The 13,138-nt window shown below is 72.2% G+C and carries 10 protein-coding genes; 5 read left to right on the top strand and 5 right to left on the bottom strand.

The window, feature by feature from the left end; genetic code table 11:
• Positions 1-5 precede the first annotated feature (5 nt).
• Entirely contained in the window at positions 6-737 is a 732-nt protein-coding gene (locus H7H31_RS08945) for a TetR/AcrR family transcriptional regulator (protein ID WP_187062420.1), read from the bottom strand.
• Positions 738-1,055: 318 nt separating this feature from the next.
• Between H7H31_RS08945 and H7H31_RS08940 the strand changes: the two genes are divergently transcribed.
• From H7H31_RS08940 to H7H31_RS08925, 4 genes are all read left to right on the top strand, one after another.
• Positions 1,056-2,021 carry a tetratricopeptide repeat protein gene (locus H7H31_RS08940; RefSeq protein ID WP_187062419.1) on the top strand — a complete coding sequence of 322 codons (966 nt, stop codon included), beginning with the start codon at positions 1,056-1,058 and terminating at the stop codon, positions 2,019-2,021.
• A gap of 592 nt (positions 2,022-2,613) precedes the next feature.
• Complete coding sequence (locus tag H7H31_RS08935; RefSeq protein WP_187062418.1) at positions 2,614-3,234, top strand: DUF6230 family protein; 621 nt, start codon at positions 2,614-2,616, stop codon at positions 3,232-3,234.
• A gap of 128 nt (positions 3,235-3,362) precedes the next feature.
• Positions 3,363-3,896 carry a DUF6114 domain-containing protein gene (locus tag H7H31_RS08930; protein WP_187062421.1) on the top strand — a complete coding sequence of 178 codons (534 nt, stop codon included), beginning with the start codon at positions 3,363-3,365 and terminating at the stop codon, positions 3,894-3,896.
• Positions 3,897-3,987: 91 nt separating this feature from the next.
• On the top strand, positions 3,988-5,487 hold the full coding sequence (locus H7H31_RS08925) for a hydrogenase expression protein HypF (RefSeq protein ID WP_232109750.1): 1,500 nt from the start codon (positions 3,988-3,990) through the stop codon (positions 5,485-5,487).
• Between the two features lie 165 nt (positions 5,488-5,652).
• On the opposite strand, the gene pyk is transcribed toward H7H31_RS08925, so the two are convergent.
• Genes pyk through pta form a run of 3 tightly spaced genes read right to left on the bottom strand, consistent with a single transcriptional unit; the run spans position 5,653 to position 10,413 of the window.
• Positions 5,653-7,074, bottom strand: coding sequence for a pyruvate kinase (gene pyk / locus H7H31_RS08920; protein ID WP_187062416.1), 1,422 nt, complete (start codon positions 7,072-7,074; stop codon positions 5,653-5,655).
• 49 nt (positions 7,075-7,123) lie between these two features.
• Positions 7,124-8,305: an acetate kinase gene (locus tag H7H31_RS08915; protein ID WP_187062415.1), complete on the bottom strand. Its 1,182-nt coding sequence runs from the start codon at positions 8,303-8,305 to the stop codon at positions 7,124-7,126.
• Positions 8,302-10,413 (bottom strand): phosphate acetyltransferase, encoded by a 2,112-nt coding sequence (pta, locus tag H7H31_RS08910; RefSeq protein ID WP_187062414.1) that lies wholly within the window; start codon positions 10,411-10,413, stop codon positions 8,302-8,304. Before pta ends, H7H31_RS08915 begins: the two co-directional genes overlap by 4 nt.
• A 397-nt stretch (positions 10,414-10,810) precedes the next feature.
• Here pta and H7H31_RS08905 point away from each other — a divergent pair, with 397 nt between their 5' ends.
• Positions 10,811-11,836, top strand: a complete 1,026-nt coding sequence (locus H7H31_RS08905; protein WP_176164209.1) for an ATP-dependent 6-phosphofructokinase — start codon at positions 10,811-10,813, stop codon at positions 11,834-11,836.
• Between the two features lie 347 nt (positions 11,837-12,183).
• Here the strand turns inward: H7H31_RS08905 and H7H31_RS08900 are convergent, their stop codons facing one another.
• Positions 12,184-12,990, bottom strand: coding sequence for a S1 family peptidase (locus H7H31_RS08900; protein WP_187062413.1), 807 nt, complete (start codon positions 12,988-12,990; stop codon positions 12,184-12,186).
• Positions 12,991-13,138 lie beyond the last annotated feature (148 nt).

Below are 13,138 nucleotides of genomic sequence, written 5' to 3'. Positions count from 1 at the left end.
GACGGTCAGCCGGGCGGTGCCGCGGCCGGGTCGCGGGGCGGGTCCGTCGCGGCGGGCGCGGGCGGCGAGGCGTTCGCGGTGGTGGCGCCGTTCGCGGCGGTGGTGGCGCCGAGGGTGGCCTGGACGCCGCTGACCACCAGGGTGCTGAAGGTGGCGGCCCACTCGGCGTCCACCGGTTCGGCGCTGACCAGCGCCCGGTGCACGACCGTGCCGGCGATCAGGTCGAAGATCAGGTCGGCCTGGCTGGCGGCCACCGACGGGTCGGAGTCGTAGGGGAGTTCGCCCCTGGCCTGGGCGCGCTCGCGGCCGAGCAGGACCAGCCGCTTCTGCCGCTCCACGATGGCCGACCGGATGCGGTCGCGCAGCGCCTCGTCCCTGGTGGACTCGGCGACCACGGCCATCAGGGCCGTCTTGGTCTCCGGGCGTTCGAGGAGCGCGGCGAACTGGAGGACCACGCCCTCGACGTCGGCGTGCAGGCTGCCCCGGTCGGGCAGCTCCAGGTGCTCGTCGAACAGGTCCGCCACCGCGTCCACGACCAGCTCGCTCTTGCCCGCCCAGCGGCGGTAGAGGGTGGTCTTCGCGACCTTGGCGCGGGCCGCGACGTCGCTCATCGTGAGCTTCCCCCAACCCAGCTCGACCAGCGCGGCGCGGGTCGCGTCGAGGATCGCCCGGTTGGCCTCCGTGCTGCGAGGCCGACCGGTACGGCCGGTGCGGCGGCGGTGCGTGGGACACGGCATGCGGGCGACCTTACCCCCGGGTAACCAGTGTGGAGTGGAGCGTCGTGAGCGAGATCACGAACCGTATCGTTGAAGCGCCTTGTCGGCGGCTGGGGGCTGACAGTTACGCTACGACTCGTAGCGAAAGAGTGGCAGCCACGCCAAACACAGCGTGCGGCGCCTGGGTGGGGACCCGGTGCTCGCACCCGGGGTCCCTCGGGGCCTCATCGCTGGGTCCGCTCCCTCGCTCCGCACGCCGGCGGAGCGTCGACGGGGGCCCGGTGCGCGCATGACGCGAAGTGTTTTCCGATCGCCGCGCGGAAGGGGGAGGATGTACTCATGCAGCCACGGAATTTGCCCATGGGAGTAGTCGACCTCGCCGCTGTGAAGGCGGCCGGGGAGGCCAAGCAGAAGGCGGAGCAGGCACGGGCCCAGCGGTCGGCCCAAGGGGGCGCGGCCCCCGGCTCCGTGCGACTGGTGATCGATGTCGACGAGGCGGGCTTCCAGCAGGAGATCCTCCAACGCTCCACCGAGGTCCCCGTCGTCATCGACTTCTGGGCCGACTGGTGCGGGCCGTGCAAGCAGCTCAGCCCGATCCTGGAGCGGCTCACGCAGGAGTACGCGGGCCGGTTCGTCCTCGCGAAGATCGACGTCGAGGCCAACCAGGCGCTGTTCCAGCAGTTCGGCGTGCAGAGCATTCCGGCCGTTTTCGCCGTCGTCGCCGGTCAGCCGGTGCCGCTCTTCCAGGGCGCGGCCCCCGAGGCGCAGATCCGGCAGGTGCTCGACCAGCTCATCCAGGCCGCCGAGCAGCAGTTCGGCATCGTCGGCACGCCGGTGGACCCGGACGCGATCGCCGACGCCCCCGAGGCCGCCGAGCAGCCCCCCGGTCCGCACGACGCGGCGCTCACGGCCGCGCACCAGGCCCTGGACGCGGGCGACTTGGGCGGCGCCGAGCGCGCGTACCAGAACGTGCTCGCCGACGACCCGGGCAACGCGGAGGCCAGGCTGGGCCTCGCGCAGGCCCAGTTGCTGGGGCGGGTGCGGGGCCTGGACGCGCAGCAGGTGCGCAAGGACGCGGCGGACCGCCCGGCCGACGTGGACGCGCAACTCGCGGCGGCCGACCTCGACCTGGTCGGCGGGCACGTGGAGGACGCCTTCGGGCGGCTGGTGGACCTCGTCAGGCGGACGGTGGGTGACGACCGGGAGCGTGCCCGACTGCGGTTGCTTGAGCTTTTCGAGGTGATCGGCGCCGACGACCCGCGGGTCGTCACCGCGCGTGGCGCGCTCGCTCGCGTACTGTTCTGACGCCGTTCTTTCACACCGTCGACACACACTGATCCAAACGAAGCAGCGGTCGCGCTTTACCAAAACTTGGTAATCGCGGCCGCTGTTACTCGTAGTAAGAGAACGTCGACTATATGTCTGGTTTTTAACGGCTTATCCGTTACTTTCCGGCGCTCGCCCGGCGACCCTGTGTGCGCGGCCGATATCGGCCAGCGCCGCTTCGGTTATCCGGGCGTTACTCGCAAGTAATGAACCCCTTGTGTCGAAGCCGTGGATGGACCACGATCGGCCAAGCTCGGTCCATTCCAACGCCGCGGCAGCCAGCCGGGGATAAGGGTTCGTGGGTCCCCACCGAGCGGGCCGGCGGCAGTCGAGCCGGTCTGAGGACAGGGGGGTCTCTGCCCACGCGGCAGGGCCTGTCCGGCAAGGCCGCGCGCCCAGCGCGGCAGTGGTTGTCGCTCGGGGGTGATCGCCGGTGATCCGGGTGCACCCTGCCCGGCGCGGGCGCTCTCCTTCCCGAGGACGTAGCACTTCTCCCATCTCAGATCAGGGTCGCCGTGATCACGGCGGAGGGCTCGGATCTGGAGATGTACGTCCGAGAAGGAGGAAAGTCATGGAGTCCCTGGCTCGTGGCGGGACCAGATGGAAGCGGTTCGCCGTCGTCATGGTGCCCAGCGTCGCTGCGACGGCCGCCATCGGTGTGGCCCTCTCACAGGGGGCGCTGGCAGCATCGTTCAGCGTCTCCGGCCAGCAGTTCAAGGTCACCGCTGGCGAACTCGACGGCAAGGGGTTCGTCCAGTACGGCGCGATCGACGCACAGCACGGGGGCAAGAAGGTCCCCGTCGCGGTGTCGGCCTTCGACAGCGCCACGATCAAGAACCTGTGCCAGTCCGTCGTCGTTCCGGTCCCGCTCTTCGGCGACGTGTCGCTGAAGCTGTCGGCCGGTACGAAGGCGGGCAAGCCGGTCGAGGCGAAGAACCTGTACATCGACCTCGACCAGTTGAACGCCGATGCCACGTTCACGGACATCAACATCGGCGTGGCGGCGGGCGACACGAAGTACGGCCCTGGGATCAAGAAGGGCGACCAGGCGGACCCCGGTTCGTTCGCCCAGGAGGCCGACAGGGCGCAGTTGAAGGATGTCAAGCAGACCGCCTGGGCGACCAGCGCGGGCACCTTCAAGCTCTCGGGCCTGTCCATGAACGTGAAAAAGGGCAAGCACGAGTGCTACTGAGGCACTGAGGCGGGTGGGGGGCCTGGCCCCTCACCCCCGTGCCCACGCAGTGAACATCCGCGATCGACGATGCGATCGCCAGCCCCAGGGAGCTGTTTTCGATGAGTGCCGAGTCGCCGGGGGTTTCGATGGGCGCCGAGTCGCCCGGGGCGCGTGACCGGGTCCGCCAGTGGCGGGCGACGTTCCGTGTGTGGCGCTGGCAGCGCCCGTTCTGGGCGGGGCTGCTGACGCTGCTCGGCGGGCTGCCCATCGCGTACTTCCCGTACGCCAACCTCACCATGGGTCAGTTGACCATCCGGATGTCCACCACCGCCGGTTCCGGTTCGCTGATCATCGGCGTCCTGCTGGTGGTCCTCGGGCTGACCATGTGGTTCCAGTCCGCCACGCGGGTCTTCGCGGGGGTCGCCGCGATCCTCCTCGGCCTGGTCTCCCTGGTGGTCTCCAACTTCGGGGGCTTCCTGCTGGGCTTCCTGCTGGCGCTGTTCGGCGGCGCACTGGGCGTCTCGTGGGCGCCCGGCGAGGTGCTCGCCGCGAAATCGACGAAGGACGCGCAGGCCGTTGGGCCCGAGCCGGACGAGGGCGTGGACGACGCCCGGGAGGCGGCGGACGCCGGGACCGCGACGGACCAGGAATCCAGGAATGGGAGGCACCGTGCGGGGTGAACAGGGGTCGCCGGAAGGCGAGACCCGCCGGGAGGGCGAGACTCGCCGCCGGGCCAGAACGGGGCCGCGGCACGCCGCCCCGAGGAAATCGATGCTGAACCGGCTGCAGATGCCCGCGGGCAAGGCCATCGCCTTGGCCGCGATGCCGACGGCCGTGTTGATGGGCATGGGGCTCACGCCGCAGCTCGCACAGGCCGAGACCCAGGCCAAGGACCGCTTCAAGCCCGGCCCCTGCGTGACCCAGTCGGACCAGCAGGACGGCGAGGACGAGCGGGACGGCAAGGACAAGCGGGACCCGCGGCAGGACGACAAGCAGCGGGACCAGCGGGACCAGCGGGACGAGAAGCAGAACGGCAAGCCGGGCGGCAAGCCGGGCGGCGGGGACAACGAGCTGACCCCGCCCGGGAGTTCGGCCTCGCCGGGCGGGGAGGCGGCCGACGACCGCGAGCCCGCGCCGGGCGCCACCTCCGACGCGCGGCCCGAGAGCGACCAGGCCACGCAGGCGCCCCCGAAGCCGTCCTCCACGACGGACGACCCGAAGCCCGGGTCCGACGAGACCGGGGACACCACGGCCCCCGAGGACGCGGCCAAGCGGCCCGACACCACCCCGAGTCCGTCCCAGACCGAGCCGAGGAACCCGCTCGACCCGCTGGGCCTGGGCGACAAGATCAAGGACCTGCTCGACGGCGACAAGGGCGACAAGGGCGACGAGCCGGCCACCCCGGCGCCCACCGACGACGCGCCCCGACCGGGCACGGACGCTGGCGCGGACACGGACGCGAACGCGGGCCAGGAAGCGGACAAGGACGACGCCGACGGCGCCGCAACGGACGTACCGGCGGGCAAGGGTGACGCCCCGTCAGGTAACGACGCCGACGGCACCGACGACGCCGCGACCGTGAAGAGGGCCGCGCAGCTCAGGGAGCGGATCGAGAAGGCGCAGCGGGAGGCCGCCGAGAAGGCCGAGCGGAAGCGGGCGAACGCGACCGAGGAGGCCGAGGGGGCCAGCGAGGACGCGGGCAAGGGCGAGCAGGCCGAGGGGGCCGAGGACGACGCCGACCCGACCGCGAAGCCGACCCTGCCGTCGGCCGACGACCCGCAGCCCTACCCGTGCCCCGTCAAGGACGAGGAGGCGCTGCGCAACGCCACGTTGGAGGAGGGCGTCCCGCTGCTGCCCGAGGACCCGTGGATCCTGGAGAGCAGCCTGCTCGCCCTGCACGGCCTCAAGTACGACGGCATCGTCAAGGTGAAGACGTACAGCGGCCGGGAGAAGGCGGTCCTGAAGTTCACCGCCAGCTCCATCGACATCCGCGACCTGCGGCAGACCGTGGTCGGGCCCGGCGGCACGAAGACGCACGTTGACGCGCGTAAAGGCAGCAACTCGACGATGCGCGACGGCACCGTGACGATGTACACGGAGGAGCTCAAGGGCAAGCTGCTCGGCCTCATCCCGGTCACCTTCAGCCCGGACGCGCCACCGCCGTTGACGTTTCCCGAACTGTTCTTCACCGATGTGCGGGTGACCCAGGCGGGCCAGCTCGGCGGGACGCTCACCGTGCCCGGCATGCACCTGTACCAGACGGAGGGCTGACCGGCGCTCGGCCGGGGCCGACGGGTGGGACGCCCGCCGGGTCCGCGCCGCCGCTCGCCCGGCGGTCCCACGACGGGGCCGCCCCCGGACCACCGGGAGCCGCACAAGGCCGTGGGCCGCGTCGCCACACCAGTGGCGGCGCGGCCCACGGCCGTCGCGTGTGGGTCAGGAGGAGCCCAGGTGGTGGACGCGCACCATGTTGGTGGTGCCGGGCACGCCGGGTGGGGAGCCGGCCGTGATGATCATGGTGTCGCCCTCGTTGTAGCGGCCCAGCTTGAGCAGCTCCGCGTCGACGAGGTCCACCATGGCGTCGGTGTTGGCCACGTGCGGGACCACGAACGTCTCCACGCCCCAGCTCAGCGTCAGCACGTTGCGGGTCAGGGTGTCGGTGGTGAAGGCCAGGATCGGCTGCTGGGCCCGGTAGCGGGAGAGCCGGCGGGCCGTGTCGCCGGACTTGGTGAAGGCCACCAGCGACTTGGCGCCGAGGAAGTCGGCGATCTCGGCGGCGGCGCGGGCCACCGAACCACCCTGGGTGCGCGGCTTCTTGCCCGGCACCAGCGGCTGCAGGCCGCGCGAGAGCAACTCCTCCTCGGCGGCGGTCACGATGCGCGACATCGTCTTGACCGTCTCCAGCGGGTACGCGCCGACCGAGGACTCGGCCGAGAGCATCACCGCGTCCGCGCCGTCCAGGATCGCGTTGGCGACGTCGGACGCCTCGGCGCGGGTCGGCCGGGAGTTGGTGATCATCGACTCCATCATCTGGGTCGCCACGATCACCGGCTTGGCGTTGCGGCGGCACATCTCGATGAGCCGCTTCTGCACCATCGGGACCTGCTCCAGCGGGTACTCGACCGCCAGGTCGCCGCGGGCCACCATGATCGCGTCGAAGGCCGCGACGACCTCCTCCATGTTGGCCACCGCCTGCGGCTTCTCCACCTTGGCGATCACCGGCACGCGCCGGCCGACCTCGTCCATCACCCGGTGCACGTCGCGCACGTCGGCCGCGTCGCGCACGAAGGACAGCGCGACCATGTCGCAGCCCAGCTCCAGCGCGAACTTCAGGTCGTCGACGTCCTTCTCGGACAGCGCGGGCACGTTGACGGCCACGCCGGGCAGGTTGATGCCCTTGTGGTCGGAGATCACGCCGCCCTCGATGACGATGGAGCGCACCCGCGGCCCGTCCACCTCGACCACCTGGAGGGCGACGTTGCCGTCGTTGATGAGGATCGACTCGCCCTTGGAGACGTCCCCGGGCAGGCCCTTGTACGTGGTGCCGCAGATGGTCCGGTCGCCCGCGACGTCCTCGGTGGTGATGGTGAACTCGTCACCGCGCACCAGCTCCACCGGCCCGTCGGCGAAGGTCTCCAGGCGGATCTTGGGGCCCTGGAGGTCGGCGAGGACGCCCACCGCGCGGCCGGTCTCCTCGGACGCCTTGCGGAGCCGGTGGTACCGCTCCTCGTGCTCCGAGTGGGACCCGTGGCTCATGTTGAAGCGGGCCACGTTCATCCCGGACTCGATCAGCGACTTGAGCTGGTCGTAGGAGTCGACGGCGGGACCCAGGGTGCAGACGATTTTGGAACGGCGCATGAGGCAGATCCTATCCGTTTTGTTTCGGGGCGGAATTTATCGGGCTGGTCTACCGCTCTGACGTGCCGGAGCGCTCCGCGCTCACCAGCCGGTACGTCTGCGTGGCGATCTCCAGTTCCTCGTCGGTCGGTACCACGGCGACGGCCACCGCGCTGCGCTCGGTCGAGATCAGCCGCCCGCCGCTGCCGCGCAGCGCGTTGCGGACCGTGTCCACCTCGATGCCGAGCCCGCCGAGCCCGCGCAGCGTCGCCTCGCGGACGGCGGCCGAGTTCTCGCCGACGCCGGCGGTGAAGGCGAGCGCGTCCACCCGGCCGAGTACCGCGGTGTACGCGCCCACATACTTGCGTAGCCGGTGGACGTAGATGTCGAAGGCGAGCTGCGCGTCCGCGTCGCCCTCGCCCATCCGGCGGCCGATCTCGCGCATGTCGTTGTCGCCGCACAGCCCGATCAGGCCGCTGTGCTTGTTGAGCAGGGCGTCGATCTCGTCCACGGACATGCCGCCGACCCGCGCCAGGTGGAAGATGGCCGCGGGGTCCAGGTCGCCCGACCGGGTGCCCATGACCAGCCCCTCCAGCGGCGTGAGTCCCATCGAGGTCTCCACGCACACGCCGCCGGCCACCGCCGAGGCGCTGGCCCCGTTGCCCAGGTGCAGCACGATCGTGTTGAGGTCGGCGACGTCCTCGCCGAGCAGGTCGGCCACGGCCCGCGAGACGTAGGCGTGCGAGGTGCCGTGGAAGCCGTAGCGGCGCACCCCGTACCGGTCGGCGGTGTCCACGTCGATCGCGTACCGGGCCGCGTACTCCGGCATCGTGGCGTGGAAGGCGGTGTCGAAGACGGCGACCTGCGGCAGGTCGGGGCGCAGGGTGCGGGCCACCTTGATGCCGGTGACGTTGGCCGGGTTGTGCAGCGGGGCCAGCGGGACCAGCTTCTCGACCTCGGCGAGCACGTCGTCGGTGATCAGCGTCGGCTCGGTGAAGCGGGTGCCGCCGTGCACCACGCGGTGCCCCACGGCGGCCAGCGCGGGCGAGTCCAGGCCGAGCCCCTGGGCGGACAGTTCGCCGGAGACCCGGTCGAGCGCGGCCGTGTGGTCGGGCACCTCGCCCTCGCCGACGCGCTCCACGATGCCCGCGGCCAGCCGGCTGCCGTCGGTCATGTCGAGGAGCTGGTACTTGACCGAGGAGGAGCCGGAGTTGAGGACCAGCACTCGGGTCTGGTCGGGGGAGTGGTTCACGCCTTGGGTGCTTTCTCTGCGGGCGCCGCCGGGGCGCCGGGTCGGGCCTGGGCCTGGATGGCGGTGATGGCGACGGTGTTGACGATGTCCTGCACGAGGGCGCCGCGCGACAGGTCGTTGACCGGCTTGCGCAGCCCCTGCAGGACCGGGCCGACGGCGACGGCGCCGGCCGAGCGCTGGACGGCCTTGTACGTGTTGTTGCCCGTGTTCAGGTCGGGGAAGATCAGCACGGTGGCCTGCCCGGCGACCTGGGAGTCGGGCAGCTTGGTGGCGGCCACGGCGGCGTCCACGGCCGCGTCGTACTGGATCGGCCCCTCCACCGGCAGGTCGGGCCGCCGCTCGCGGACCAGCTCGGTGGCCCTGCGGACCTTGTCCACGTCCGCGCCCGAGCCGGAGGTGCCGGTGGAGTACGACAACATGGCGATCTTGGGCGCGACGCCGAACTTGGCGGCGGTGGCCGCCGACTGGATGGCGATGTCCGCGAGCTGCTCGGCGTTCGGGTCGGGGTTGACCGCGCAGTCGCCGTAGACCAGCACCCGGTCGGCCAGGCACATGAAGAACACGGACGAGACGATCTGCGCCCCGGGCGCCGTCTTGATCACCTCGAAGGCGGGCCGGATGGTGGCCGCCGTCGAGTGCACCGCGCCCGAGACCATGCCGTCTGCCAGGCCCTCCTGCACCATCAGCGTGCCGAAGTAGGACACGTCGGCCACGATGTCGTACGCCAGCTCGTACGAGACGCCCTTGTGCGCCCGCAGCTTCGCGTACAGCTCCGCGAACCGCTCGCGCAGCGGCGAGGTGTGCGGGTCGGTGATCTGCGCGCCGCTCAGGTCGATGCCCAGGTCGGTGGCGCGCTTGCGGACCGCGTCCTCGTCGCCGAGCAGCGTCAGGTCGCACACGTCGCGGCGCAGCAGCACGTCGGCGGCGCGCAGCACGCGCTCCTCGGTGCCCTCGGGCAGCACGACGCGGCGCCGTCGGGAGCGCGAGCGCTCCAGCAGCTCGTGCTCGAACATCATCGGCGTGACGCGGCTGGAGCGGGCCACCGAGATCCGGTCGGTCAGCTCGGCGGTGTCCACGTGCCGCTCGAACAGGCCGAGCGCGGTCTCCGCCTTGCGCGGGACGGTCGCGCTCAGCTTGCCCTCCAGGGCGAAGAGTTCGGCCGCCGTCGGGAAGCTGCCGCCGGGTACGGAGATGACCGGCGTGCCGGGGGCGAGGCGCGAGGCGAGGGCCAGGATGTCGGGCCCCGGGCGGGCGTCCAGCGTCAGCAGCACGCCCGCGATGGGCGGGGAGCCCGCGGTGTGCGCGGCCAGCGCGCCGATGATCAGGTCCGCTCGGTCGCCCGGCGTGACCACCAGGGCCCCTTCGGTCAGCGCGGGCAGGAAGGTGGGCAGCATGGCGCCGCCGAAGACGAAGTCGCGCACGTCGCGGGCGAGCCCCGAGTCGTCGCCGAGCAGCACCTCGGCGCCGAGCGCGTGCACCACCTGGCGCACGGTGGGCGCCGAGAGCGAGCCGTCCTCGGGCAGCGCGTAGCAGGGCACGGGCACCTGCTCGGCCAGCGGTCCGGCGATCTCCGCCCGGTCGGCCGGGTCGGTCCGGTTGACCACCAGGGCCACCACGTCGCAGCCGTGCGCCTGGTAGGCGCGGTAGGCGTTGCGGGCCTCGGAGCGCACCGACTCGGCGCTCTGGTCCTGCCCGCCGACCACGGTGATGACGGCGGCGCCGAACTCGTTGGCCAGCCGCGCGTTCAGGTGCAGTTCGTCCGGGAGGCTGGTGGCCGCGTAGTCGCTGCCGAGCACGAGCACGTACTCGTAGTCCCTGGCCACCGCGTGGAAGCGGGTGACCAGCTCGGCGACCAGCTCGTCGGTGCCCCGCTCGGCCTGCAGGGTCGCGGCCTCGTCGTAGCCGATGCCGTACACCGACTCCGACGGCTGGGTGAGCCGGTAGCGGGCGCGCAGCAGCTCGTAGAGCCGGTCGGGCCCGTCGTGCATCAGGGGGCGGAAGACGCCCACCCGGTCCACGTGGCGGGTCAGGAGCTCCATCACTCCCAGCTCCACGACCTGGCGGCCGTCGCCGCGGTCGATCCCGGTCACATACACGCTGCGCGTCACGCGTGCTCTCCGATCCTTCGGCTGCGTCGGCTCTTGCTCCGCCGGTGCTACCCGGCTGGTCCGCGGTGTGGCCCGCACCGCGCGGGGTCGGCCCGCTCCCCGCCGTCCAGGGTGCCGCGACCAGGTCCCGGCTGCGACCCTGGCCCGGGCCCGGCACCACCGTCGATCGCCTGCCCCGAAACGGGCGTCGTGCTCCACGTTCGCGTGGAACAAAGAAGCACCCGCATCACCCGACCGGGCCGGCCACTGCCTCTTGACACTACCCGGGCCCGTGGGTATAGCGCATGACCCGTGGGGTGCGCGGGAGCTTCGGGCCCGTGAAACAATCGGACGAGCTCATATGTACCTCCCCCGGCCCCGGCCCACGGGGAACCCCAGGAGCAGGAGAAAGACCAGGATGCGCATCGGAGTGCTCACCGCCGGGGGCGACTGCCCCGGTCTCAACGCCGTGATCCGGTCGGTCGTGCACCGCGCCGTCGCCGGACACGACGACGAGGTCATCGGCTTCGAGGACGGCTTCAAGGGACTCCTCGACGGCCGGTTCAGGCCGCTCGACCTCGACGCCGTCAGCGGCATCCTCGCCCGTGGCGGGACCATTCTCGGCTCGGCCCGACTGGAGCGCGCCCGGCTGCGCGAGGCCGCCGAGAACTGCGAGGAGCTGGCCCGCTCGTACGGCATCGACGCGCTCATCCCGATCGGCGGCGAGGGCACGCTGACCGCGGCCCGGATGCTCGCGGACGCGGGCATGCCCGTCGTCGGCGTGCCGAAGACCATCGACAACGACATCTCGGCCACCGACCGCACCTTCGGCTTCGACACGGCCGTCGGCGTGGCCACCGAGGCGATCGACCGGCTGAAGACCACCGCCGAGTCGCACCAGCGGGTCATGGTCGTGGAGGTCATGGGCCGGCACGCGGGCTGGATCGCCCTGGAGTCCGGCATGGCCGGCGGCGCGCACGGCATCTGCCTGCCGGAGCGCCCGTTCGACGTGGCCGACCTGGTGAAGATGGTCGAGGAGCGGTTCGCACGGGGCAAGAAGTTCGCCGTGATCTGCGTCGCCGAGGGCGCGCACCCCGCCGCGGGCTCGATGGACTACCAGAAGGGCGAGATCGACCAGTACGGCCACGAGCGCTTCGCGGGCATCGGCAACCGGCTGGCGGCCGAGCTGGAGAACCGCCTCGGCAAGGAGGCCCGCCCGGTCATCCTCGGCCACGTGCAGCGCGGCGGCACGCCCACCGCGTACGACCGCGTCCTGGCCACCCGCTTCGGCTGGCACGCGGTGGAGGCGGCGCACCGCGGCGACTTCGGCATGATGACGGCGCTGCGCGGCACGGAGGTCACCCTGGTGCCGCTGGCCGAGGCGGTCACCGAGTTGAAGCGGGTGCCCGCGGACCGGATGGACGAGGCGGAGTCGGTCTTCTGACCACCGGCTGGGCCTCCGCGGCCCCGCCCACCGCCGGGCCCCACCGCCGAACCGGTTGACCGGTCGCGTGGCGGCGGCGAGGGGCGGCGGCCGGCTCGCGCGGATTCCCACCGAACGCGCGGCTTCGGCCGCCGCCCGTACCGGCCGAGCGGGCGCGACCCCGTCGCGACCGCCCGGCCCGGCCGGGCCCGGCATCCCCGACTGGCTGCCGGAACCCGTCATCCGCCCCGGGCTGACGCCGGCCCGGCTGGCCCTGCCGGCGCGGGCCGCGCGGGGCGGGCCGGCCCCCGCGCCGGCCAGCGGGGACGCGGCTCGGCTGCGGGGGCCGTCTGGGAGCGGAGCGGTGCCTAGCTGGTGCGGAGGCCGCCCGTCTGCTGGGCGATCCACTGCTGGTGGGCGGTCACGTCGGTGTAGACGGTGGCGTCACCGGTGCCACAGATCTGGTTGTTCACGCCCGCCCGGCTGGTCGCGCCGGCCAGTCGCCAGGCGCCACCCTCCTTCACCAGGGCCGGGCCGCCGGAGTCGCCGTAACAGGCGGTGCCGGACCGGCTGCCGTAGACGCACAGTTCGACGGCGCTGTTGAAGTTGGTGGTGCACATGCGGTCCGGGTTGATGCGCGTGTTCAGCTCCTTCAGACCGCGCGGCGCGGGCCCGCAGCCGGGCGAGCCGCACGTCTGACCCCAGCCGAGCAGGCGGGTGGCGGTGCCTTCGACGGGCGAGGTGCTGGCGATGCTGATCGGCTGGTTGGCCACCGGCTGGCTCAGCCGCAGCAGCGCGATGTCGTACGGGCCGACCTGCCCGTACCGGGGGTGGCGGATGATCTGCGAGACCGAGGCGACCGTGCCGCCGCTGAGGTGGTCCGACGAGCCGATGCGTATCCGGAAGCTGCCCGGCTGCTGGCCGGCCACGCAGTGCGCGGCGGTGACCATCCACCCGCTCTTGATGAGCGAGGCGCCGCAGCCGTGCCGGCCGTTGACCTGCATGGAGCCCATGAACGAGTACGCCTCGCTGGCCGGGCCGCCGCCGACGATCCTCGTGCTGGGCGCGGTGGGTTCGGGCGTGGCGTCCGCGGCGTTGGCGCTCTGCGCGGACAGGACGGCTGCGGCGATCAGCGCGGGGGCGAGCGCGGCGCGCAGCAGGGTGCGGAGTCTCATGGCGTGCTGTCCTCCAAAGACGGTGGGGGGAGCGCTGGGAGGAGGAGTCCGTTCCGACCGGCCCAGACGCGCGGGCCGGCCCTCCCAGGCCGGGGCCAAGCCCGGCCGCCACTCACTGTGGGACACCAAGCCACTTCCGTAACAATCC

Source organism: Streptomyces buecherae, assembly GCF_014295035.1.
Lineage (GTDB): Bacteria > Actinomycetota > Actinomycetes > Streptomycetales > Streptomycetaceae > Streptomyces > Streptomyces youssoufiensis.
Note: the sequence above shows the minus strand (reverse complement) of the source record. Positions and strands in the feature narration are given on the sequence as shown.

What these genes read in the sequence shown, in the direction of transcription:
- H7H31_RS08900 (WP_187062413.1), bottom strand. Translation starts at nt 12,990, where the DNA reads ATGAGACTCCGCACCCTGCTGCGCGCCGCGCTCGCCCCCGCGCTGATC.
- H7H31_RS08945 (WP_187062420.1), bottom strand. Translation starts at nt 737, where the DNA reads ATGCCGTGTCCCACGCACCGCCGCCGCACCGGCCGTACCGGTCGGCCT.
- H7H31_RS08935 (WP_187062418.1), top strand. Translation starts at nt 2,614, where the DNA reads ATGGAGTCCCTGGCTCGTGGCGGGACCAGATGGAAGCGGTTCGCCGTC.
- H7H31_RS08940 (WP_187062419.1), top strand. Translation starts at nt 1,056, where the DNA reads ATGCAGCCACGGAATTTGCCCATGGGAGTAGTCGACCTCGCCGCTGTG.
- H7H31_RS08905 (WP_176164209.1), top strand. Translation starts at nt 10,811, where the DNA reads ATGCGCATCGGAGTGCTCACCGCCGGGGGCGACTGCCCCGGTCTCAAC.
- pyk (WP_187062416.1), bottom strand. Translation starts at nt 7,074, where the DNA reads ATGCGCCGTTCCAAAATCGTCTGCACCCTGGGTCCCGCCGTCGACTCC.
- H7H31_RS08930 (WP_187062421.1), top strand. Translation starts at nt 3,363, where the DNA reads ATGGGCGCCGAGTCGCCCGGGGCGCGTGACCGGGTCCGCCAGTGGCGG.
- H7H31_RS08925 (WP_232109750.1), top strand. Translation starts at nt 3,988, where the DNA reads ATGCTGAACCGGCTGCAGATGCCCGCGGGCAAGGCCATCGCCTTGGCC.